Raw genomic sequence first — 24,593 nt, 5'->3', positions numbered from 1 at the left:
GTAAAGCGACAAGTAAAACAGGCTGATTTGTCAGGTGAATCCACATTAATCACTTAAATTAAGACAACGTTGTTCAGTTACTGACTTCCACAGCCGGAAATCTGACGCATAATAGTTGTTCTACGTAGCTAACGGGCCACTACGGCCAGGGATGAAAAATGAAACATTTACGCGTAGCGGCCTGCATGCTGATGCTGGCACTGGTCGGGTGCGATAATAATAACGAAAAATCACCGACTGCTGCGAAACCTGACTCGCCAGCTCCCCAGACTGCGCTAGTAAAAGACAAGGCCCAATTACAAAAGCTGGTGCAACAAAGCCAGGGCAAGTCGCTGACGCTGCTGGATGCCTCAGAGGTCCAGCTCGACGGTGCGGCAACGCTCGTTTTGACCTTCTCCATTCCCCTCGATCCAGAACAAGATTTTTCCCGCGTCGTGCACGTTGTTGATAAAAAAAGCGGCAAAGTGGATGGTGCCTGGGAGCTGGCGCCAAATCTGAAAGAGCTGCGCTTACGCCATCTGGAACCTAACCGGGAACTGGTGGTGACCATTGAGCGTGATTTGCTGGCGCTGAATAAAGCGACGTTCGCTATTGATTATGAAAAAAACATTACCACCCGCGATGTACAGCCAAGCGTTGGGTTTGCCAGTCGCGGCTCGCTGTTGCCGGGAAAAGTAATTGAAGGCCTGCCGGTAATGGCCCTCAACGTTAACAGCGTGGATGTGAACTTCTTTCGTGTGAAGCCTGAATCGCTCGGCGCATTTGTCAGCCAGTGGGAATACCGCAATTCGTTGACGAACTGGGAATCTGACAATTTACTGAAAATGGCGGAACTGGTGTATACCGGACGCTTTGACCTCAATCCTGCGCGTAACACCCGTGAGAAGCTGCTGCTGCCGCTGAGCGATATCAAGCCGTTGCAGCAAGCAGGTGTTTACATCGCGGTGATGAATCAGGCTGGACAATACAACTACAGTAATGCCGCTACGCTGTTCACGCTCAGCGATATTGGTGTGTCTGCGCACCGTTACCATAATCAACTTGATGTCTTTACGCAGAGTCTGGAAAACGGCGCTGCGCAGCAGGGTATAGAGGTCACCTTACTCAACGAAAAAGGACAGACGTTGGCGCAGGCTACCAGCGACGCGCAGGGTCATGTCAAACTGGAGACTGATAAAGACGCGGCTTTATTGCTGGCCCGCAAAGACGGGCAAACCACGCTGCTGGATTTGAAACTCCCGGCGTTGGATCTGGCTGAATTTGATATTGCCGGTGCACCGGGATACAGCAAACAGTTCTTTATGTTTGGTCCCCGTGACCTCTATCGTCCTGGCGAAACGGTGATCCTCAACGGATTACTGCGTGACAGCGACGGCAAAACGTTGCCCGACCAGCCGGTGAAGCTGGAGGTCGTGAAGCCCGACGGGCAAGTGTTACGTTCGGTGGTTAGCCAGCCGGAGAACGGTCTGTACCGCTTTAGCTGGCCGCTGGACACCAACGCACCAACCGGTATGTGGCATATTCGTGCTAATACGGGCGACAACCAGTCACGGATGTGGGATTTCCACGTCGAAGATTTTATGCCTGAGCGGATGGCGCTCAATCTCTCCGCTAATAAGATTCCCGTGGCTCCGGCTGATGAAGTGAAGTTCTCGGTAGTGGGCTACTACCTGTACGGCGCGCCCGCTAATGGCAATGCTCTGCAAGGGCAGCTTTTCCTGCGCCCGCTGCGCGAAGCGGTGCAGGCATTGCCGGGGTTCCAGTTTGGTAATATTGCCGAAGAAAACCTGTCCCGCAGCCTCGATGAAGTTCAGCTTACGCTGGATGAACACGGTCGCGGCGAAGTGACCACCAACAGCCAATGGCAGGAGACGCATTCCCCGTTACAGGTGATCCTGCAAGCCAGCCTGCTGGAGTCAGGTGGCCGCCCGGTGACGCGTCGGGCTGAACAAGCCATCTGGCCTGCGGACACGCTGCCGGGTATTCGTCCGCAGTTTGCGGCAAAAGCCGTCTATGACTACCGCACTGATACCACTGTGAATCAGCCTATCGTTGATGAAAACAGCAACGCCGCTTTCGACATTGTTTATGCCGATGCGCAGGGCGAGAAAAAAGCGGTGTCCGGTTTGCAGGTGCGTTTGATCCGCGAGCGCCGGGATTATTACTGGAACTGGTCTGAAGGCGAGGGCTGGCAATCACAGTTCGATCAAAAGGATCTGGTTGAAGGTGAGCAGACTCTGGATCTTAAGGCCGATGAAACCGGTAAAGTCAGCTTCCCGGTTGAGTGGGGTGCCTATCGTCTGGAAGTGAAAGCCCCGAATGATGCGGTGAGCAGCGTACGCTTCTGGGCAGGTTATAGCTGGCAGGATAACAGCGACGGCAGTGGGGCCGTGCGTCCCGATCGCGTGACTCTGAAACTGGACAAACCCAGCTATCGTCCTGGCGATACCATGAAGCTGCACGTTGCCGCTCCTGCTGCTGGCAAAGGTTATGCGATGGTGGAGTCCAGCGAAGGCCCGCTGTGGTGGCAAGAAATAGACGTACCGGCGGATGGTCTCGATATCTCCATCCCGATTGATAAAACCTGGAATCGCCACGATTTGTATCTCAGTGCGCTGGTGGTTCGTCCTGGCGACAAGTCCCGTTCGGCCACGCCAAAACGGGCGGTTGGTTTACTGCATTTGCCGTTAGGTGATGAAAACCGTCGTCTGGCGCTGGCGCTGGAAAACCCGGCGAAAATACGTCCAAACCAGTCTTTGACCGTCAAGATTAAAGCCAGCGTCAAAAATGGCGACATACCAAAACAGGTCAACGTGCTGGTCTCTGCCGTTGATAGCGGGGTGTTGAACATTACCGATTACGCCACGCCAGATCCGTGGCAGGCATTTTTCGGACAAAAACGCTATGGCGCGGATATTTATGATATTTACGGCCAGGTGATCGAAGGGCAAGGTCGGCTGGCGGCGCTGCGCTTTGGTGGTGATGGCGATGAATTAAAGCGCGGCGGTAAGCCACCGGTCAATCACGTCAATATCGTGGCGCAACAGGCGCTGCCGGTCACGCTCAACGAGCAGGGCGAAGGTACGGTGACGCTACCGATTGGTGATTTCAACGGCGAGCTACGGGTAATGGCACAGGCCTGGACGGCGGATGACTTTGGCAGCAGTGAAAGCAAGGTGATTGTTGCCGCGCCGGTAATTGCTGAACTGAATATGCCGCGTTTTCTGGCGGGAGGCGATACCTCGCGACTGACGCTGGACGTGACTAACCTGACTGACAAACCGCAAACGCTGAATATTAAGCTCGCGGCCAGCGGTTTACTGGAGCTGATGGGACAAGATCCTGCTCCATTGAATCTGGCACCAGGCGTACGGACTACGTTGTTTATTCCGGTGCGTGCGCGGGAGGGGTTTGGCGATGGCGAAATTCAGGCAGAAATTAGCGGTCTGACTTTACCGGGTGAAACGCTGCCAGTTCAGCATAAACAGTGGAAGATTGGCGTGCGTCCGGCGTTCCCGGCGCAAACCGTTAATAACGGTGTCGCACTTCAACCGGGCGCAACCTGGCAGCTTCCGGGCGAAGAACTGACCAATTTCTCCCCTGCAACGATGCAGGGACAACTGCTGTTCAGCGGTAAGCCGCCGCTGAATCTGGCGCGTTATATCCGCGAACTGAAGGCTTACCCTTACGGCTGCCTGGAGCAAACGGCGAGCGGATTGTTCCCATCCTTATACACCAACGCTGCGCAATTGAAGGCGTTAGGTATTGTGGGTGACAGCGATGAAAAACGCCGTGCTGCAGTCGATATTGGGATTTCTCGTTTAGTGCAGATGCAGCGTGATAACGGCGGTTTCGCGCTGTGGGATAAAAACGGGTCGGAAGAGTACTGGCTGACTGCGTATGTCATGGATTTCCTTGTTAGGGCAAATGAACAGGGCTACAGCGTCCCGGTAGAGGTCATTAACCGTGGCAACGAGCGGCTGCTGCGCTATTTGCAGGATCCTGGAATGTTGTCGATTCGCTATACCGACGACTCTTCAGCAAGCCGGTTTGCCGTACAAGCCTACGCCGCGTTGGTTCTGGCTCGTCAGCAAAAAGCCCCGCTTGGCGCACTGCGTGAAATCTGGGAGCGACGCGCTCAGGCGGCTTCTGGTTTACCGCTGTTGCAATTGGGGATCGCGCTGAAAAATATGGGCGATGCTAACCGCAGTGAACAGGCGTTGACGCTGGCGCTGAATACGCCGCGCCGCGATACGCAACAGTGGATGGCGGATTACGGCAGTGCGTTACGGGATAACGCGTTGATGATGGCCTTGCTCGAAGAGAACAAGCTCAAACCTGACGTGCAGAATACGCTGCTGAACACGTTGTCAGAACAGGCCTTTGGGCAGCGCTGGCTCTCGACTCAGGAAAATAATGCGTTGTTCCTTGCCGCCCGTACGTTACAGGACTTGCCAGGCACATGGCAGGCGCAAACGTCACTCTCGGAGCAACCGTTAGCCGGGGAGAAATCACAGACGCGTAATCTGGATGCCGATGCGCTGTCTACGCTGAGCGTCACCAATACCGGTAATCAACCGCTGTGGCTGCGTCTGGATGTGAGCGGTTATCCGCAAACCTCACCGACACCTGCCAGCAACGTTCTGCATATTGAGCGTCAAATCCTGGGGCTCGACGGAAACAGTAAATCACTGGATTCTCTGCGCAGCGGCGAGCTGGTGCTGGTCTGGCTGGAGGTGAAAGCCAGCCAGAACGTGCCGGATGCGCTGGTGGTTGACTTACTGCCAGCAGGACTGGAACTGGAAAACCAGAATCTGGCCAACGGCAGCGCCAGCCTGCAGGATAGCGGTAGCGAAGTGGCGAATCTGCTTAATCAGATGCAGCAGGCAGATATCCAGCACGTTGAGTTCCGTGACGATCGCTTTGTCGCTGCGGTGGCGGTCAATGAAGGACAACCGGTTACGCTGGTGTATCTGGCGCGAGCGGTAACGCCGGGGACCTACCAGGTTCCCGTCCCACAGGTGGAATCAATGTATGTTCCGCAGTGGCGCGCGACCGGTGCGACAGAGGGACTTTTGATTGTCAGACCGTAAATGATGCGCGGGTTGGGTAAATGCGGCTGCTGGCTCTGGCTGGCAGCCGTTGCGCTATTGATTGTGGCAGCAGTTTGGGCGGCAGATAAAATCTGGCCGCTGCCCTTGCACGAAGTCGATCCGGCACGGGTCGTGGTGGCACATGATGGTACGCCACTCTGGCGCTTTGCCGATGCCGAAGGTATCTGGCGGTATCCGGTAACGATTGATGAGGTGTCGCCCCGCTACCTTGAGGCGTTAATTAACTATGAAGACCGCTGGTTCTGGAAGCATCCCGGCGTCAATCCGTTTTCAGTCCTGCGCGCAGCATGGCAGGACCTCTCCTCTGGGCGTGTGGTTTCGGGTGGCAGTACGCTCACCATGCAGGTTGCACGATTACTCGATCCCCATCCGCGAACCTTCGGCGGCAAGTTTCGCCAGCTCTGGCGCGCATTGCAGCTGGAATGGCATCTCTCCAAACGCGACATCCTGACACTGTATCTCAACCGTGCGCCGTTTGGCGGTACGCTGCAGGGCGTCGGGGCGGCAAGCTGGGCCTATCTTGGTAAATCACCCGCGCAATTGAGTTACTCCGATGCCGCGCTGCTGGCTGTTTTGCCACAGGCACCGAGTCGCCTGCGCCCTGACCGTTGGCCGGACCGTGCTGAAGCGGCGCGTAATAAAGTGCTCGAACGTATGGCGAGCCAGGGTATTTGGCCTGCCAGACAGGTACAGGAGTCGCGTGAAGAGCCAGTCTGGCTGTCGCCCCGGCAAATGCCGCAGTTAGCGCCGTTATTCTCGCGCATGATGCTGGGAAAAAGCCGGAGCGATAAAATCGTGACTACCCTTGATGCCGGATTGCAGCGTCAACTGGAAGAGCTGGCGCAGAACTGGAAGGGGCGCTTACCTGCACACAGTTCGCTGGCAATGATTGTGGTCGATCACACCGATATGAGCGTGCGTGGTTGGGTGGGGTCGGTAGATATGAATGACGACTCCCGCTTTGGTCATGTGGATATGGTGAATGCGATCCGTTCGCCAGGCTCGGTGCTGAAGCCGTTTGTTTACGGTCTGGCGCTGGATGACGGACTCATTCATCCCGCTTCGTTGTTGCAGGATGTCCCGCGGCGAACCGGAGATTATCGACCGGGGAATTTTGACAGCGGTTTTCATGGCCCGGTGAGCATGAGCGAAGCGCTGGTAAGGTCGTTGAATTTACCCGCCGTGCAGGTGCTCGAAGCCTATGGTCCGAAGCGCTTTGCCGCATCGTTACGTAACGTCGGCTTACCGCTGTATCTGCCCGCAGGGGCTGCGCCGAATCTGTCGCTGATTTTAGGTGGTGCGGGGGCAAGGCTGGAAGATATGGCCGCAGCGTACAGCGCCTTTGCCCGTAAGGGAAAAGCGGGAAAACTGCGTCTGCAGCCGGGTGACCCACTGCTTGAACGTCCGTTGATGTCGGCGGGCGCGGCGTGGATTATTCGCCGTATTATGGCCGACGAAGCGCAACCGCTGCCGGATAACGCACTGAGCAGAGTGGTTCCGCTGGCGTGGAAAACGGGCACCAGTTATGGCTATCGCGATGCCTGGGCGATTGGCGTTAACGCCCGTTATGTGATCGGTATCTGGACTGGCAGACCAGACGGAACGCCGGTGGTGGGCCAGTTTGGATTTGCCAGCGCCGTGCCGCTGCTCAATCAGGTCAACAATCTTTTGCTCTCTCGCGGGACCAATCAGCCGGAAGATCCACGTCCTGATTCCGTGAGTCGCGGCGTGGTGTGCTGGCCGGGCGGGCAATCCCTTGCCCCAGGAGACAGCAACTGCCGTCGCCGTCTGGCAACCTGGTTACTGGATGGCAGTCAGCCGCCAACGTTATTATTGCCCGAGCAGGAAGGGGTTAATGGCATTCGTTTTCCTGTCTGGCTGGATGATGAAGGCAAACGTGTGGCGGCGGATTGCCCGCAGGCGCACGAGCAAACATTAATCGTCTGGCCGTTGCCGCTGGAGCCATGGCTACCGGAATCAGAACGCCGTGGGGCGAGATTACCGCCAGTTTCTGCCACGTGTCCGCCGCTGGGGCAAGACGCTTCGCAGCCATTGCAGTTGACAGGCATTCGTGATGGCGCGATTGTGAAGCGTTTACCCGGTTCTGCTCAAGCCTCATTGCCGGTGCAAACCAGTGGTGGGAGCGGTGAACGCTGGTGGTTTCTTAACGGTGAAAGGCTGGATGAACGCGGACGTCGTCTTACGCTACGGCTGGCGACTAAAGGGGATTATCAACTGCTGGTGATGGATGATGCTGGCCAGGTAGCGACGGTGAGATTTTCGATGCAGTAGACCAGTTGATGACTGTTTGTTGCTAAAATTCATCTTATTTTAAAGAAATGTTACCTTCATCAATAGTCAATTGCCGGGATGCTCTTTATAATCCGCGCCAGGTCGTACATCTATATAGACAACAACAGAACACATTACAGAGGTTATCATGGCTATTGAACGTACTTTTTCCATCATCAAACCAAACGCGGTGGCAAAAAACGTTATTGGGAGCATCTTTGCGCGCTTTGAAGCAGCAGGGTTCAAAATTGTCGGCACTAAAATGCTGCACCTGACCGTTGAGCAGGCACGTGGCTTCTATGCTGAGCACGATGGCAAACCGTTCTTTGACGGTCTGGTTGAATTCATGACTTCCGGTCCGATCGTTGTTTCTGTTCTGGAAAGCGAAAATGCCGTACAGCGTCATCGCGATCTGCTGGGCGCAACCAACCCGGCGAATGCGCTGGCCGGTACTCTGCGTGCAGACTATGCTGACAGCTTCACCGAGAACGGTACTCACGGTTCCGACTCCGTTGAGTCAGCGGCGCGCGAAATCGCCTATTTCTTTGGTGAAGGTGAGGTTTGCCCGCGCACTCGCTAATAAGCTCGTGGGGTAGGCCGGATAAGCATTTGCGCATCCGGCACTGTTTTGCCTGATGGCGACGCTGATGCGTCTTCTCAGACCTACGTTCTTTCTTTACATATTATTTTCGCTAATGCTTCGTGCAAACGTGGCATCCCTGCGCCAGACTTTGTACAATGCAACGCCCCGGAAGAGCAGATCGCTTGCCGGGGCGTTTCTTTTTAACCCTCCACGGGCCACAACGTGTAACAACGAGGCCGGAAAAAATTATGTCTGAATTAGTTAACACCTCTGAAGTCGTCATTCCTGCGGTTCCAAATAAAAATGGAAAAATTAACCTGCTGGATCTGAACCGTCAGCAAATGCGCGAATTCTTCAAAGAGATGGGCGAAAAACCGTTTCGTGCCGATCAGGTCATGAAGTGGATGTACCACTATTGCAGCGACAACTTTGATGACATGACTGACATCAACAAGGTGCTGCGTAACAAGCTGAAAGAAGTGGCTGAAATTCGCGCCCCGGAAGTGGTGGAAGAGCAGCGTTCTTCTGACGGTACGATCAAATGGGCTATCGCGGTTGGCGATCAGCGCGTTGAAACGGTGTATATCCCGGAAGACGATCGTGCGACCCTGTGTGTTTCTTCACAGGTCGGGTGCGCATTAGAGTGTAAATTCTGCTCTACGGCGCAACAGGGCTTTAACCGTAACCTACGGGTATCGGAGATCATTGGTCAGGTCTGGCGCGCGGCGAAGATCGTTGGTGCGGTAAAGGCTACGGGCGTGCGTCCTATTACCAACGTGGTGATGATGGGGATGGGTGAGCCGCTGCTCAACCTGACCAACGTGGTTCCGGCGATGGAAATCATGCTTGATGACTTCGGTTTTGGGCTGTCCAAGCGTCGCGTCACGCTCTCCACCTCAGGCGTTGTCCCTGCGCTGGATAAGCTGGGTGATATGATTGACGTCGCGCTGGCGATTTCTCTGCATGCGCCGAACGATGAAATTCGTGACGAAATTGTGCCTATCAACAAGAAGTACAATATCGAAACATTCCTTGGCGCGGTTCGTCGCTATCTGGAGAAATCCAACGCTAACCAGGGTCGTGTAACCATTGAGTATGTGATGTTAGATCACATCAATGATGGCACTGAACACGCGCATCAGCTGGCAGAACTGCTGAAAGATACGCCGTGTAAGATCAACCTGATCCCGTGGAACCCGTTCCCGGGCGCGCCGTATGGCCGTAGTTCTAACAGCCGTATCGATCGTTTCTCCAAAGTGTTGATGAGCTATGGTTTCACTACCATCGTGCGTAAAACACGTGGTGATGACATCGATGCAGCCTGCGGTCAGCTGGCGGGCGACGTTATCGACCGTACCAAGCGTACTCTGCGTAAGCGCATGCAGGGCGACGCTATCGAGATTAAGACCGTTTGATGTTGGCGCACTACGGTATAATTCCTGTACCGTAGTGCAACGTAAGCCATATGAGGTTTTTTGTTGTCGTCGTCAGGTCAATAATAACGGTGCGTTTTTGTCGACTTTAAGGCAGTATGTAACGGCGTAACAAGTGTTTAGCCCTCAGGTTTACGCCGTTTTGTCATTGATAGTCTGACCGTTTTATACTGTCTGACGAAGGTTAACTGACCAGATGTTTCGCGGTGTGGGTGAGCATTGTGGCTCGCCGGCATCAGAACCCAAATTTACGCAGCTGTAGCGAATGAATACTGAAGCCACGCACGACAAAAATGAAACACTATCCACCGGCGTTCGTCTGCGCAATGCCCGTGAACAACTCGGATTCAGCCAGCAGGCAGTCGCGGAGCGACTTTGCCTGAAGGTCTCCACGGTACGCGATATTGAAGAAGATAAGGCGCCAGCCGATCTTGCTTCAACATTCCTGCGCGGGTATATCCGTTCTTATGCGCGTCTGGTGCATATTCCTGAAGAAGAACTGTTGCCAGGGCTGGAAAAACAGGCTCCGATTCGACCAGCTAAAGTCGCACCGATGCAGAGCTTCTCGCTCGGCAAACGTCGTAAGAAACGCGACGGCTGGTTAATGACCTTTACCTGGCTGGTACTGTTTGTCGTTGTCGGACTGACAGGCGCCTGGTGGTGGCAGAACCATAAAGCACAGCAGGAAGAGATCACCACCATGGCCGATCAATCCTCTGCTGAGCTGAATGCCGGTAAAGAGGGCGCGCAGAACGTACCGTTAGATACCAGCGCAGCAGCAGGGCAGGATACCCCCCCGGCTCCTGACGATGGTGCGGTAGCGGACGCAGCGCCAACGCCAGACGTTGCTGCGACCCCGGCACCCGCCGCTGATGCGCAACAGAACGCCGTTGTTGCCCCTTCTCAGGCTAACGTCGATACCGCAACCGCAGCGCCAACAGCGCCAGCTACAGCGGCTCCTCTGCCGACCGATCAGGCAGGTGTGACTACACCTGTAGCCGATCCTAACGCGCTGGTGATGAACTTTACCGCCGATTGCTGGCTGGAAGTAACCGATGCGACCGGTAAAAAACTGTTCAGCGGGATGCAGCGTAAAGACGGCAATCTAAACCTGACCGGTCAAGCGCCGTACAAACTGAAAATTGGCGCCCCGGCGGCAGTGCAGATTCAGTTCCAGGGTAAACCTGTCGATCTGAGTCGTTTTATCAGAACTAACCAGGTTGCGCGTCTGACCGTTAATGCCGAACAATCACCGGCTCAGTAACAGACGGCAATGCGGGAGATTTTTTAATGCATAACCAGGCTCCAATTCAACGTAGAAAATCGACACGCATTTACGTTGGGAACGTGCCGATCGGCGATGATGCGCCCATCGCCGTACAGTCTATGACTAACACGCGTACCACGGATGTGGAAGCGACGGTTAATCAGATTAAAGCGCTGGAACGCGTAGGCGCAGATATTGTTCGTGTCTCTGTACCGACAATGGATGCCGCAGAAGCGTTCAAGCTTATCAAACAGCAGGTTAACGTCCCGCTGGTTGCCGATATTCACTTCGACTATCGTATCGCGCTGAAGGTGGCGGAATACGGCGTTGATTGCCTGCGTATTAACCCAGGTAATATCGGCAGTGAAGAGCGTATTCGCATGGTGGTGGATTGCGCTCGTGATAAAAATATTCCAATCCGTATCGGCGTCAACGCCGGATCGCTGGAAAAAGATCTGCAGGAAAAATACGGTGAACCGACGCCGCAGGCGCTGCTGGAATCCGCTATGCGCCACGTGGATCACCTCGATCGTCTGAACTTCGATCAATTCAAAGTCAGTGTTAAAGCATCTGACGTTTTCCTCGCCGTAGAATCCTATCGCCTGCTGGCGAAACAGATCGATCAACCACTGCATCTGGGGATCACCGAAGCCGGTGGCCTGCGTAGTGGTTCGGTGAAGTCCGCGATCGGCCTTGGCCTGCTGTTATCTGAAGGGATCGGCGATACGCTGCGTGTTTCTCTGGCAGCCGATCCGGTGGAAGAGATCAAAGTGGGTTTCGATATCCTGAAATCGCTGCGCATTCGCGCGCGCGGGATCAACTTCATCGCTTGCCCAACCTGTTCGCGTCAGGAGTTTGACGTTATTGGTACGGTTAACGCGCTGGAGCAACGCCTGGAAGATATCATTACGCCAATGGACGTTTCGATCATCGGCTGCGTGGTAAACGGTCCTGGTGAAGCGCTGGTTTCTACGCTGGGCGTGACGGGCGGTAACAAGAAAAGCGGCCTGTATGAAGACGGCGTGCGTAAGGACAGACTCGATAACGACGACATGATTAAGCAGCTTGAAGCCCGCATCCGCGCTAAAGCGAGTATTCTGGACGAAGCGCGTCGTATCGACGTGCAGCAGCTTGAAAAATAACAACGTGATGGGAAGCGGCGTGCTTCCCGTGTATGATTGAACCCGCATGGCGCCCGCATTGTTCGGGTTAGCGCTGAGGGTTCATTTTTATATTCATAAAGAGAATAAACGTGGCAAAAAACATTCAAGCCATTCGCGGCATGAACGATTATCTGCCTGGCGAAACCGCCATCTGGCAGCGCATTGAAGGCACTCTCAAAAACGTGCTCGGTAGCTACGGTTACAGTGAAATCCGCTTGCCGATTGTAGAGCAGACCCCGTTATTCAAACGCGCGATCGGTGAAGTCACCGACGTGGTTGAAAAAGAGATGTATACCTTTGAGGACCGTAATGGCGACAGCCTGACGTTGCGTCCTGAAGGGACTGCGGGCTGCGTACGCGCCGGCATCGAACATGGTCTCCTGTACAATCAGGAACAGCGTCTGTGGTATATCGGGCCGATGTTCCGCCACGAACGTCCGCAGAAAGGACGCTATCGTCAATTCCATCAGTTGGGTGTCGAAGTATTTGGCCTGCAAGGCCCGGACATCGATGCGGAGCTGATTATGCTGACCGCTCGCTGGTGGCGCGCGCTGGGTATTTCTCAGCATGTTAGCCTTGAGCTGAACTCAATCGGTTCGCTTGAAGCCCGCGCTAACTACCGTGATGCGTTGGTCGCCTACCTGGAACTGCATAAAGAGAAACTGGACGAAGACTGCAAGCGTCGTATGTACACCAATCCGCTGCGCGTTCTCGACTCCAAAAACCCGGAAGTACAGGCGCTGCTCAACGACGCGCCTGCACTGGGCGACTATCTTGATGACGACTCTCGCGAGCACTTCGCGGGCTTGTGCAAACTGCTGGAATCCGCAGGCATTGCCTACACCGTCAATCAGCGTCTGGTTCGTGGTCTTGATTACTACAACCGCACCGTATTTGAGTGGGTCACCAGCAGCCTGGGCTCTCAGGGCACCGTGTGTGCCGGTGGTCGTTACGACGGTCTGGTAGAGCAACTTGGCGGTCGTGCAACGCCAGCCGTGGGCTTTGCTATGGGGCTGGAACGACTTGTTTTGTTAGTTCAGGCAGTTAATCCGGAATTTAACGCAGATCCTGTTGTCGATATATACCTGGTCGCTTCAGGGGCGGACACGCAGTCGGCGGCAATGACGCTTGCAGAACGTCTGCGCGATGAAGTTCCTGGTGTGAAATTGATGACAAACCACGGTGGCGGCAACTTTAAGAAACAGTTTGCCCGTGCCGATAAGTGGGGCGCCCGCGTTGCACTGGTACTGGGCGAGTCCGAAGTGGCTGACGGTACTGTTGTAGTGAAGGATTTGCGCTCTGGTGAGCAAACGGCAGTAGCGCAGGATAGCGTTGCCGCGCATTTGCGCACTTTACTGGGCTAAGGAGAAGGACAGCGTGGAAATTTACGAGAACGAACACGACCAGGTTGATGCGGTAAAACGCTTCTTTGCTGAAAACGGCAAGGCGCTGGCTGTTGGGATCATTTTAGGGGTTGGCGCGCTGGTTGGTTGGCGTTACTGGACCAGCCATCAGACGGAGTCCGCACGCTCTGCTTCTTTGGCATATCAAAATACGGTGACTGCGGTTAGCGCGGGTAAACCGGACAGCATTCCTGCCGCTGAGAAATTTGCTGCAGAGAATAAAAATACCTACGGCGCGCTAGCTTCACTGGAACTTGCGCAGCAGTTTGTTGACCAAAATGAACTTGAGAAAGCCGCAAGTCAGCTGCAACAGGGCTTGGCTGCGACCAGCGATGAAAATCTCAAAGCGGTGATTAACCTGCGTCTGGCTCGTGTTCAGGTTCAGCTTAAACAGGCTGATACCGCGCTGAAAACACTCGACACCATTAAAGGTGAAGGGTGGACGGCCATTGTTGCCGATCTGCGCGGTGAAGCGTTGCTGAGCAAAGGCGACAAACAAGGTGCGCGTAGCGCATGGGAAGCGGGTGTGAAAAGCGATGCCTCTCCTGCTCTGAGCGAAATGATGCAGATGAAAATCAATAATTTGTCCATCTGAGAGGGACCCGATGCAATTGCGTAAATTACTTCTGCCAGGGCTGCTTTCCGTTACCCTATTGAGCGGCTGTTCACTGTTTAGTGGCGAAGAAGATGTCGTTAAGATGTCCCCATTACCGGTGGTTGAAAACCAGTTTACTCCGTCTACGGAATGGAGCACCTCCGTAGGTAACGGTATTGGTGATTTCTATTCCAATCTTCACCCTGCGCTGGCGGATAACGTTGTCTATGCAGCCGATCGCGCTGGTGTAGTGAAAGCATTGAACGCAGGCGACGGTAAAGAAGTCTGGTCTGTGAATCTGGGTGAGAAAGACGGCTGGTTCTCCCGTGCATCTGCACAGCTTTCTGGCGGTGTAACCGTGTCCGGCGGACATGTTTACATTGGCAGCGAAAAAGCACAGGTTTATGCGTTGAATACCAGCGACGGTACCACCGCATGGCAGACGAAAGTCGCCGGTGAAGCGCTGTCTCGTCCTGTTGTGAGCGATGGCGTAGTTTTGATCCACACCAGCAACGGCCAGTTGCAGGCATTAAACGAAGCTGATGGCGCCATCAAATGGACCGTTAACCTCGACATGCCTTCCCTGTCTCTGCGTGGTGAATCCGCTCCGGCAACCGCCTTTGGCGCAGCTATTGTCGGCGGTGATAACGGTCGCGTGAGCGCCGTGCTGATGCAGCAAGGCCAGATGATTTGGCAGCAGCGTATCTCACAGGCGACAGGCCCAACGGAAATCGATCGTCTGAGCGACGTTGATACCACGCCGGTTATCGTCAATGGCGTTGTTTACGCGCTGGCTTATAATGGTAACCTAACGGCGCTGGATCTGCGCAGCGGTCAGATTATGTGGAAACGCGAACTGGGCTCGGTGAATGATTTCATCGTCGACGGTAACCGTATCTACCTGGTTGACCAGAATGACCGCGTACTGGCGCTGACCACCGATGGCGGCGTGACGCTGTGGACGCAAAGCGATCTGCTGCACCGTCTGCTGACGTCCCCGGTATTGTATAATGGCAATCTGGTCGTCGGTGATAGCGAAGGCTACCTGCACTGGATTAACGTTGACGATGGTCGTTTTGTTGCCCAGCAGAAAGTCGACAGCTCAGGTTTCCTGACCGAGCCGGTCTCTGCTGATGGTAAACTGCTGATCCAGGCGAAAGACGGTACGCTGTACTCCATTACGCGTTAATCGTCCCGGCCGCTCGCTTTGAAAAACGGCTCCTGGTGCAGGGGCCGTTTTACTGTTTTTAACAACGGGGCAAAAAATGTGCCCGTTGTCTGATGATTTTTTAAATGAGGCTTTAAACATGGTACCTGTGGTCGCGCTTGTCGGGCGCCCTAACGTTGGCAAATCCACGTTATTTAACCGTCTAACTCGCACCCGAGATGCGCTGGTTGCGGATTTCCCGGGTCTGACTCGTGACCGTAAGTACGGTCGTGCGGAAATTGAAGGCCGTGAGTTTATCTGTATTGATACCGGCGGTATTGATGGCACCGAAGACGGTGTTGAAACCCGTATGGCGGAACAGTCGCTGTTGGCTATCGAAGAAGCAGACGTTGTGCTGTTCATGGTGGATGCGCGTGCTGGCCTGATGCCAGCGGATGAAGCTATTGCTAAACATCTGCGTTCGCGCCAGAAACCGACGTTCCTGGTCGCCAACAAAACTGACGGACTCGATCCTGACCAGGCGGTTGTTGATTTCTACTCATTGGGTCTGGGTGAAATTTATCCGATCGCGGCGTCCCATGGTCGTGGTGTTCTCAGCCTGCTGGAGCATGTTCTGCTGCCGTGGATGGATGACGTTGCTCCTCAGGAAGAAGTGGATGAAGACGCAGAATACTGGGCGCAGCTTGAAGCCAAAGAAAACGGCGAAGAAGAGCCTGAAGACGATTTCAACCCGCAGGATTTGCCGATTAAACTGGCAATCGTCGGCCGTCCGAACGTAGGTAAGTCCACGCTTACTAACCGTATTCTCGGCGAAGACCGCGTGGTGGTTTACGACATGCCGGGAACCACGCGTGACAGTATTTATATTCCGATGCAGCGCGATGAACGCGAATATGTGCTCATCGATACCGCGGGTGTGCGTAAGCGCGGCAAAATTACCGAAGCGGTAGAAAAATTCTCAGTAATCAAAACGCTGCAGGCAATTGAAGATGCCAACGTGGTGATGCTGGTGATTGACGCGCGTGAAGGGATTTCCGATCAGGACCTGTCGCTGCTGGGCTTTATTCTCAATAGTGGGCGCTCACTTGTTATCGTTGTGAACAAGTGGGATGGCCTGACGCAGGAAGTAAAAGAGCAGGTCAAAGAGACGCTGGACTTCCGTCTGGGCTTTATTGATTTTGCGCGCGTACACTTTATCTCAGCTCTGCACGGTAGCGGCGTGGGTAACCTGTTTGAATCGGTCCGTGAAGCATACGATAGCTCTACACGTCGCGTGAGCACCGCGATGCTGACGCGCATCATGACCATGGCAGTAGAAGATCATCAGCCGCCGCTGGTGCGTGGTCGTCGTGTGAAGCTGAAATATGCCCATGCCGGTGGTTATAACCCGCCAATCGTGGTGATTCACGGCAACCAGGTCAAAGACCTGCCGGATTCCTACAAGCGCTATCTGATGAACTATTTCCGCAAGTCTTTGGACGTAATGGGGACGCCGATCCGTATTCAGTTCAAAGAAGGGGAGAACCCGTTTGCGAACAAACGTAATACATTAACGCCGACTCAGATGCGTAAGCGTAAGCGTCTGATTAAGCACATCAAAAAAAGCAAGTAACTGTTGCTGATGGAGATAAAAACCCGCGCTTGTCGCGGGTTTTTTTTCGTCTGCCCATTGCTGATCTCCCCCTGTGTAAAGTCAATCACTATTCGTTTTTTGCCAAGTTTAAATCTAAGAAAGTAGACATTTGTCGAGTTTTCATCTTAAAGTCCGGGGGCTGGTACTAGACAAAACTAGCCTTAGGTTATCAAATGGTTAAATAACTTTTCGCCGCATGTAAAAAATCGGTCAGATACGTAACTGGCTGGCGTACATCGCGGTGTTTACACGCACGACGACATAACTTTCGGGAGAATTATGCAATCCTCTGTTAATCAAAAAGAAAGCCGAACTTTCTTCGGTCATCCTTACCCGCTCGGCTCGCTGTTCTTCACAGAGATGTGGGAGCGCTTCTCGTTTTACGGCATTCGCCCGTTACTGATCCTGTTTATGGCTGCTACCGTTTATGACGGCGGCATGGGGCTGGCGCGTGAAAATGCCTCGGCGATTGTGGGTATCTTTGCCGGTACGATGTATCTCGCCGCGCTGCCAGGTGGCTGGCTGGCGGATAACTGGCTCGGCCAACAGAAAGCGGTGTGGTACGGTTCCATTTTGATTGCGCTCGGTCACTTGTCGATCGCGCTCTCGGCCATTATGGGGAACAACCTGTTCTTTATCGGCCTGATGTTTATCGTGCTCGGTTCCGGTCTGTTTAAAACCTGTATCTCAGTGATGGTTGGCACGCTGTATAAAAAAGGCGATGCGCGTCGCGACGGCGGTTTCTCGCTGTTCTATATGGGCATCAATATGGGATCGTTTATCGCGCCGCTGATCTCCGGCTGGCTGATTAAATCCCACGGTTGGCACTGGGGCTTTGGCATCGGTGGTATCGGGATGCTGGTGGCGTTGATCATCTTCCGCGTGTTTGCCGTTCCATCGATGAAACGTTATGACAGCGAAGTGGGTCTGGACTCAACCTGGAACAGCCCGGTAGTGAAACGTAATGGTGTGGGCGCGTGGCTGCTGGCGCTGGCCGTCGGCGTAGCTGTTATCGTTACGCTGATTGCGCAGGGCGTGATTGTGATAAATCCGGTCGCGGTTGCCAGTATGCTGGTGTATGTGATTGCCGCCTCCGTCGCGCTCTATTTTATCTACCTGTTTGTCTTTGCTGGTCTGAACCGCAAAGAGCGCGCCAGACTGCTGGTCTGCTTTATCCTGCTGGTTTCCGCCGCGTTCTTCTGGTCTGCGTTTGAGCAGAAGCCAACCTCGTTCAACCTGTTCGCTAACGACTACACTAACCGTATGATCGGCGATTTTGAAATCCCGGCGGTCTGGTTCCAGTCGATAAACGCACTGTTTATCATTCTGTTGGCACCGGTATTCAGCTGGGCGTGGCCGAAACTGGCGAGCATGAACATTCGCCCGAGCAGCATCACCAAGTTCGTTATCGGTATTCTCTGTGCCGCTGCAGGCTTTGGTCTGATGATGCTGGCAGCGCAAAACGTTCTCAGTAACGGTGGCGCAGGCGTCTCCCCATTCTGGCTGGTGGGCAGTATCCTGATGCTGACGCTTGGTGAGTTGTGCCTGAGCCCGATCGGTCTAGCGACCATGACGCTGCTGGCTCCGGAAAGAATGCGCGGGCAGATGATGGGCCTGTGGTTCTGCGCCAGTGCGCTGGGTAACCTGGCCGCAGGTCTGATTGGTGGTCATGTGAAGGCCGACCAACTGGATATGCTGCCGGATCTCTTCGCTCGTTGCTCGATTGCATTGCTTATCTGCGCCGCGGTACTGATCGTCCTCATTGTGCCGATCCGTCGCATGCTGGAGAATACGCAAACTAAACCGGCTACTAGCGCCTGATAACACCTCGATTGTGCCGGGGCAGACGTGATGTCCCGGCCAATTCATTTACGAGGTGAGAACATGCTGTTAGGGTTTGTTGGGCTTGGCGCAGTCGTTGAAACGGCATACTTGCCCGCATTGCGTAAACTTTACGGTGATTCCCTGTGCTGTGTGGGATTTGACGTGCAACCCGCAAAACAGCCCGCTGGTGTGACACGCTGTGCATCGCTCGCTGAACTTCTTGCAACACCGCTTGATACCCTGTTTATCACCACCGCTTCTCTGCATCATCTCGATGTGCTTGAACAGGCGCTGGCCGCTCCCATCGCACGAATCGTGGTTGAAAAACCGATTGTTGCCACGCTTTCCCAAATTAAAAAACTGAAAACGCTGCTGGAGCAACCCGACGCTGCCGACCATGTGCTGGCGCTCGACCACTGGATGGCGCGTAATGGCGCAATGCAGCTGGCATTGGGAAAACTCGGTGCGCAGTGGCAGGGCGATAACCCACAACAGGCACTTGTCTCTCACTTTTCAGACGTTGTTAAAATCGACGGTTTTTTGCAGGAGCCGAGCGGATATAACGCTACAGGAGAGCCGATCGCGCTCAACTTTGCCACTGGTGAGCCAGATACGCGTGAGCTTCGCCACCCGGACGGTGTGATTCTGGACATTGGCACACACGTACTGGCCATGCTGCGTGAAACAGTGCGTTACCTGGGCGGTAATGACAGCATGACCCTGCAGGTGAAGAGCGCTAAAGACCGTCTGGGACGTAACATCATCCAGGGTGACCTGACCACGGCTGAAGGAGAGGCGCATCTGCAAGGGCTGATTAGCGGTGTACCGTTGGATATCTGGCTGAATAAATACGCGGGGCCGGCTGGTGGACAAAAAGGTCTGCGCCTTTATCTGCGTGATGGGCGTATCATCAGCTACGACCGACGGGGTGCCGACGATGTGCTCGAATTGATTGACGGTGATGTTGTGCAACGCTGGTGTCTGCCTGGTACGATTTATGCCCATTGTCTGGCGGAACATATTCTGGGGACGCAAAATCTGTTTGAACGCAGCCCGCAGGAGGTGAGCCGCACGACGCAGCGCAGGCTGGGGGAGGTAGAACGATTACTGATCCTACAGCAACAGTTGCGTGGTTCACACTAAGCGTATCATGGTAAAATTAGCGCAGAATTGAACGCCATTTAAAGGAGTCACCATGTCGATGACCTGCCCGGATTGTCATGCAGAACTGGAACCACAAAACGGTGTGGCACACTGTGAAAACTGTAAAAAAGATATTCCGTTAGAAGCGCGCTGCCCGGAGTGCCATCAGCCACTCCAGGTGTTAAAAGCCTGCGGTGCGGTGGATTACTTCTGTCAGAATGGCCATGGTCTGATCTCGAAGAAACGTGTGGAGTTTGTGCCGGTTTAATCTGGCTTTTTCTTACGCGTTTTCTTTGCCGTCGTTACGCCTTTCACTTCGCTCTCTACCCAGCCGTCTGACAGGCGGGTAGTGAGCACATCACCGGTTTTTACCTGTTTGGTCTGCTTCAGCACTTTGCCGTCGGTCGCGGTAGTGACGCTATAGCCGCGAGCGAGCGTCGAGAGAGGACTCACCGCTTCAAGGTGCGTCACCACATTACCGAAGCGTTCTCGCTGTGCGCTTAAACGCGCGCGGATATTTTCTGCCAGACGGTACTCCAGTTGCTGAATACGGGTTTGCGCCCGATAAATTCGCGGCAGTGGGTTTTGCTGGCTCAGGCGTTGGCTTACGCGCTGTTGGCGCTGATTGGCCTGCTTAATCTTATTCTCAAGAGCGAAATTCATCCGCTGACGCAGCCGCTCCAGCACGGTCTGCTGACGGGCCAGACGCAGTTGCGGATGTTGCTGTTGCAAACGGTGATGAAGCTGGGTAAAGCGACGAGTACGGTTGGCGATGTAGTAGTCCATCGCCATCTCCAGACGCTGCTGGCCATGCTGAATTTGACGCAGCAGTTCCAGTTGATTGCGGCTGACAATTTCCGCAGCTGCTGATGGCGTAGGCGCCCGTAAATCTGCAATAAAATCGGCAATAGTGACATCTGTTTCGTGGCCGACGGCGCTAACCACAGGAATGTGGCTGGCAAAGATTGCCCGTGCAACGCGTTCGTCGTTAAAACTCCACAAATCTTCCAGAGAACCGCCGCCGCGCCCGACGATAAGCACATCGCACTCGCCCCGCGCGTTCGCCAGCTCAATGGCGCGAACGATCTGTCCTGGCGCATCGTCGCCCTGGACCGCGGTCGGGTAGATAATAACGGGCAGGGATGGGTCACGGCGCTTCAGCACGTGGAGAATGTCGTGCAGCGCAGCCCCGGTTTTCGAGGTAATGACCCCAACGCAGTGAGCCGGAGAGGGTAGTGATTTTTTGAACTGCTGATCGAATAGCCCTTCAGCCTGCAGTTTGGCCTTGAGTTGCTCATATTTTTGCTGCAACAAGCCTTCACCAGCTGGCTGCATGCTCTCAACAATTATCTGATAGTCGCCACGCGGTTCGTACAACGTAATGTTGGCGCGTACCAGGACCTGCTGACCGTGCTGCGGGCGGAACGTTACCCGTCGATTGCTGTTGCGAAACATCGCGCAGCGTACCTGGGCGGTGTCATCTTTGAGCGTGAAATACCAGTGACCGGAGGACGGCTGAGTGAAATTCGAGATTTCACCGCTGATCCAAACTTGTCCCATTTCCTGCTCAAGCAGCAAACGAACCGTCTGATTTAGGCGGCTTACGGTAAAAATTGAGGTGGTCTGAGAGGATAACATGTGAGCGGGATCAAATTCTAAATCAGCAAGTTATTCAGTCGAAAGTAACATGCTCACAGAGGAGCGCAAGGTTTTTTTGCAAAAAAGTGTGGATGCAATCGGTTACGCTCTGTATAATGCCGCGGCAATATTTAATAACCTCCCAGGTGAGATATTGCCCATGCTACGTATCGCAAAAGAAGCCCTGACGTTTGACGACGTCCTCCTCGTTCCCGCTCATTCTACCGTTCTGCCGAATACTGCTGACCTCAGCACCCAGTTGACGAAAACCATTCGCCTGAACATTCCTATGCTCTCCGCAGCAATGGACACCGTGACGGAAGCGCGCCTGGCAATTGCCCTGGCCCAGGAAGGCGGCATCGGTTTTATCCACAAAAACATGTCCATCGAGCGCCAGGCTGAAGAAGTTCGCCGCGTGAAGAAACATGAATCTGGCGTGGTAACTGACCCACAGACCGTACTGCCAACCACTACTCTGCGCGAAGTGAAAGAACTGACCGAGCGTAACGGCTTTGCTGGCTACCCGGTAGTGACTGAAGATAACGAACTGGTCGGCATCATCACCGGCCGTGACGTGCGTTTTGTGACAGACCTGAACCAGCCGGTTAGCGTATATATGACGCCAAAAGAGCGTCTGGTGACCGTTCGTGAAGGCGAAGCGCGCGATGTCGTTTTTGCCAAAATGCACGAAAAACGCGTTGAGAAAGCGCTGGTTGTTGATGACAGCTTCCACCTGCTCGGCATGATCACCGTAAAAGATTTCCAGAAAGCAGAACGTAAACCTAACGCCTGTAAAGACGAGCATGGTCGTCTGCGCGTTGGTGCAGCGGTAGGTGCTGGCGCAGGTAACGAAGAGCGTGTAGACGCGCTGGTTGCCGCTGGCGTAGACGTTCTGCTGATTGACTCCTCTCACGGCCACTCTGAAGGCGTTCTGCAGCGTATTCGTGAAACTCGCGCTAAATATCCTGACCTGCAGATCATCGGCGGTAACGTTGCTACGGGCGCAGGTGCTCGCGCGCTGGCTGAAGCTGGCTGCAGCGCAGTTAAAGTGGGTATCGGCCCTGGCTCCATCTGTACTACCCGTATCGTGACCGGCGTCGGTGTTCCGCAGATCACTGCCGTTTCTGATGCCGTTGAAGCGCTGGAAGGCACCGGTATTCCGGTTATCGCCGACGGCGGTATTCGTTTCTCCGGCGACATCGCTAAAGCGATTGCTGCTGGTGCTGCCGCAGTGATGGTTGGCTCCATGCTGGCGGGTACTGAAGAATCCCCGGGCGAAATCGAACTGTACCAGGGCCGTTCTTACAAATCTTACCGCGGTATGGGTTCTCTGGGCGCGATGTCCAAAGGGTCTTCTGACCGTTACTTCCAGAGCGATAACGCTGCTGACAAACTGGTCCCGGAAGGTATCGAAGGTCGCGTTGCCTATAAAGGTCGCCTGAAAGAGATTATTCACCAGCAGATGGGCGGCCTGCGCTCCTGTATGGGTCTGACCGGCTGTGGTACTATCGACGCGCTGCGAACGAAAGCAGAGTTTGTACGCATCAGCGGTGCGGGTATTCAGGAAAGTCACGTTCACGATGTGACCATCACCAAAGAGTCCCCTAACTACCGCATGGGCTCCTGATAAGTTTCCGCGCCCGGCTATATGCCGGGCGAATTTGTTTCACTTGCCTCGGAATTAGCGTCAATGACAGACAATATTCATAAACATCGCATTCTCATCCTCGATTTCGGCTCGCAGTACACTCAGCTGGTTGCACGTCGCGTACGTGAACTGGGCGTCTACTGTGAACTGTGGGCATGGGATGTTACGGAAGCACAAATTCGCGAATTCAACCCAAGCGGTATCATTCTTTCCGGTGGTCCGGAAAGTACCACCGAAGAAAACAGCCCGCGTGCGCCGGAATACGTTTTCAATGCGGGCGTGCCGGTGTTCGGCGTGTGCTACGGCATGCAGACCATGGCAATGCAGCTCGGTGGCCATGTTGAAGGTTCTAACGAACGTGAATTCGGCTATGCGCAGGTTGAAGTTCAGACCGACAGCGCGCTTGTCCGCGGTATTGAAGACTCCCTGACCGCAGACGGCAAACCGCTGCTTGACGTGTGGATGAGCCACGGCGACAAAGTGACCGCCATTCCGGAAGGTTTCGTGACCGTTGCCAGCACCGACAGCTGCCCGTTCGCTATCATGGCGCACGAAGAAAAACGCTTCTACGGCGTGCAGTTCCACCCGGAAGTTACCCACACCCGTCAGGGTATGCGCATGCTGGAGCGTTTTGTGCGCGACATCTGCCAGTGTGAAGCGCTGTGGACGCCGGCAAAAATTATCGATGACGCCGTTGCCCGCATTCGTGAGCAGGTTGGCAATGATAAAGTTATCCTCGGTCTGTCCGGCGGCGTTGACTCTTCCGTCACCGCGATGTTGCTGCACCGTGCAATCGGCAAAAACCTGACCTGCGTGTTCGTTGACAATGGTCTGCTGCGTCTCAACGAAGCTCAGCAGGTGATGGATATGTTCGGCGACCACTTTGGGCTGAACATCGTTCACGTGGAAGGCGAGCAGCGTTTCCTGGACGCGCTGAAAGGCGAGAACGACCCAGAAGCTAAACGTAAAATCATTGGCCGCGTATTCGTGGAAGTATTCGATGAAGAAGCGCTGAAGCTGGAAGACGTGAAGTGGCTGGCGCAGGGCACCATCTACCCGGACGTGATCGAATCCGCGGCATCTGCCACCGGTAAAGCGCACGTTATCAAATCTCACCACAACGTGGGCGGTTTGCCGAAAGAGATGAAAATGGGTCTGGTTGAGCCGCTGCGTGAGCTGTTCAAAGACGAAGTGCGTAAGATTGGTCTGGAGCTGGGCCTGCCGTACGACATGCTGTATCGTCACCCGTTCCCGGGACCGGGTCTGGGCGTGCGTGTGCTTGGCGAAGTGAAGAAAGAGTACTGCGACCTGCTGCGTCGCGCGGATGCTATCTTCATTGAAGAGCTGCACAAAGCTGACCTGTACAACAAGGTAAGCCAGGCGTTCACCGTGTTCCTGCCGGTTCGTTCCGTTGGTGTGATGGGCGATGGCCGCAAGTACGACTGGGTTGTTTCCCTGCGTGCGGTCGAAACCATCGACTTTATGACCGCGCACTGGGCACACCTGCCGTATGACTTCTTAGGCCGTGTCTCTAACCGCATTATCAACGAAGTGAACGGTATTTCCCGCGTGGTGTATGACATCAGCGGTAAGCCGCCAGCTACCATTGAGTGGGAATAATATCCCTTTCCGTTAGCGGTTTTTGAACCGGTAATATGCAAAAAGCCCTCTGTTTACAGAGGGTTTTTT

Annotated in this window: 16 protein-coding genes; 15 read left to right on the top strand and 1 reads right to left on the bottom strand. The window is 54.4% G+C overall.

Going from position 1 to position 24,593, the window contains the following annotated elements:
• Window positions 1–158: 158 nt before the first annotated feature.
• The 13 genes from OGY13_RS20095 to OGY13_RS20035 all read left to right on the top strand — a co-directional run bounded on the left by OGY13_RS20095 (window position 159) and on the right by OGY13_RS20035 (window position 19,886).
• Window positions 159–5,093, top strand: coding sequence for an alpha-2-macroglobulin family protein (locus OGY13_RS20095; protein ID WP_213752120.1), 4,935 nt, complete (start codon window positions 159–161; stop codon window positions 5,091–5,093).
• Window positions 5,094–7,406 (top strand): peptidoglycan glycosyltransferase PbpC, encoded by a 2,313-nt coding sequence (gene pbpC, locus OGY13_RS20090; protein ID WP_213752119.1) that lies wholly within the window; start codon window positions 5,094–5,096, stop codon window positions 7,404–7,406.
• Window positions 7,407–7,554: 148 nt separating this feature from the next.
• Window positions 7,555–7,986: a nucleoside-diphosphate kinase gene (gene ndk, locus OGY13_RS20085; protein WP_003037710.1), complete on the top strand. Its 432-nt coding sequence runs from the start codon at window positions 7,555–7,557 to the stop codon at window positions 7,984–7,986.
• 251 nt (window positions 7,987–8,237) lie between these two features.
• Window positions 8,238–9,404, top strand: coding sequence for a dual-specificity RNA methyltransferase RlmN (gene rlmN / locus OGY13_RS20080; protein WP_008785455.1), 1,167 nt, complete (start codon window positions 8,238–8,240; stop codon window positions 9,402–9,404).
• Window positions 9,405–9,687: 283 nt separating this feature from the next.
• Entirely contained in the window at window positions 9,688–10,686 is a 999-nt protein-coding gene (gene rodZ / locus OGY13_RS20075; RefSeq protein WP_008785454.1) for a cytoskeleton protein RodZ, read from the top strand.
• Between the two features lie 26 nt (window positions 10,687–10,712).
• Window positions 10,713–11,831, top strand: a complete 1,119-nt coding sequence (ispG, locus tag OGY13_RS20070; protein ID WP_208743869.1) for a flavodoxin-dependent (E)-4-hydroxy-3-methylbut-2-enyl-diphosphate synthase — start codon at window positions 10,713–10,715, stop codon at window positions 11,829–11,831.
• A gap of 110 nt (window positions 11,832–11,941) precedes the next feature.
• Window positions 11,942–13,216: a histidine--tRNA ligase gene (gene hisS, locus OGY13_RS20065; protein WP_003835173.1), complete on the top strand. Its 1,275-nt coding sequence runs from the start codon at window positions 11,942–11,944 to the stop codon at window positions 13,214–13,216.
• A gap of 13 nt (window positions 13,217–13,229) precedes the next feature.
• Complete coding sequence (locus OGY13_RS20060) at window positions 13,230–13,850, top strand: YfgM family protein (RefSeq protein ID WP_003835172.1); 621 nt, start codon at window positions 13,230–13,232, stop codon at window positions 13,848–13,850.
• Window positions 13,851–13,860: 10 nt separating this feature from the next.
• Window positions 13,861–15,039: an outer membrane protein assembly factor BamB gene (gene bamB / locus OGY13_RS20055; RefSeq protein WP_008785453.1), complete on the top strand. Its 1,179-nt coding sequence runs from the start codon at window positions 13,861–13,863 to the stop codon at window positions 15,037–15,039.
• 118 nt (window positions 15,040–15,157) lie between these two features.
• Window positions 15,158–16,630, top strand: coding sequence for a ribosome biogenesis GTPase Der (gene der, locus OGY13_RS20050; RefSeq protein ID WP_003835168.1), 1,473 nt, complete (start codon window positions 15,158–15,160; stop codon window positions 16,628–16,630).
• Between the two features lie 300 nt (window positions 16,631–16,930).
• Window positions 16,931–18,472, top strand: coding sequence for a peptide MFS transporter (locus OGY13_RS20045; protein ID WP_003835166.1), 1,542 nt, complete (start codon window positions 16,931–16,933; stop codon window positions 18,470–18,472).
• A 63-nt stretch (window positions 18,473–18,535) separates the two neighbouring features.
• Window positions 18,536–19,618, top strand: coding sequence for a Gfo/Idh/MocA family oxidoreductase (locus tag OGY13_RS20040; RefSeq protein ID WP_213752134.1), 1,083 nt, complete (start codon window positions 18,536–18,538; stop codon window positions 19,616–19,618).
• 52 nt (window positions 19,619–19,670) lie between these two features.
• On the top strand, window positions 19,671–19,886 hold the full coding sequence (locus OGY13_RS20035; RefSeq protein ID WP_003835160.1) for a zinc ribbon domain-containing protein: 216 nt from the start codon (window positions 19,671–19,673) through the stop codon (window positions 19,884–19,886).
• On the opposite strand, the gene xseA is transcribed toward OGY13_RS20035, so the two are convergent.
• Entirely contained in the window at window positions 19,883–21,256 is a 1,374-nt protein-coding gene (gene xseA, locus OGY13_RS20030) for an exodeoxyribonuclease VII large subunit (RefSeq protein ID WP_213752118.1), read from the bottom strand. The two genes, OGY13_RS20035 and xseA, sit on opposite strands and share 4 nt — an antisense overlap.
• 160 nt (window positions 21,257–21,416) lie before the next feature.
• Between xseA and guaB the strand changes: the two genes are divergently transcribed.
• Both guaB and guaA read left to right on the top strand, forming a co-directional pair.
• Entirely contained in the window at window positions 21,417–22,883 is a 1,467-nt protein-coding gene (gene guaB / locus OGY13_RS20025; protein WP_003037756.1) for an IMP dehydrogenase, read from the top strand.
• Window positions 22,884–22,946: 63 nt separating this feature from the next.
• The gene (gene guaA / locus OGY13_RS20020) at window positions 22,947–24,524 is read left to right on the top strand and encodes a glutamine-hydrolyzing GMP synthase (RefSeq protein WP_003037760.1); all 1,578 of its coding nucleotides are present in this window, start codon (window positions 22,947–22,949) and stop codon (window positions 24,522–24,524) included.
• Window positions 24,525–24,593: the final 69 nt, after the last annotated feature.

It is taken from the genome of Citrobacter sp. Cpo045 (assembly GCF_030332875.1).
GTDB classification, from domain to species: domain Bacteria; phylum Pseudomonadota; class Gammaproteobacteria; order Enterobacterales; family Enterobacteriaceae; genus Citrobacter; species Citrobacter portucalensis.
Note: the sequence above shows the minus strand (reverse complement) of the source record. Positions and strands in the feature narration are given on the sequence as shown.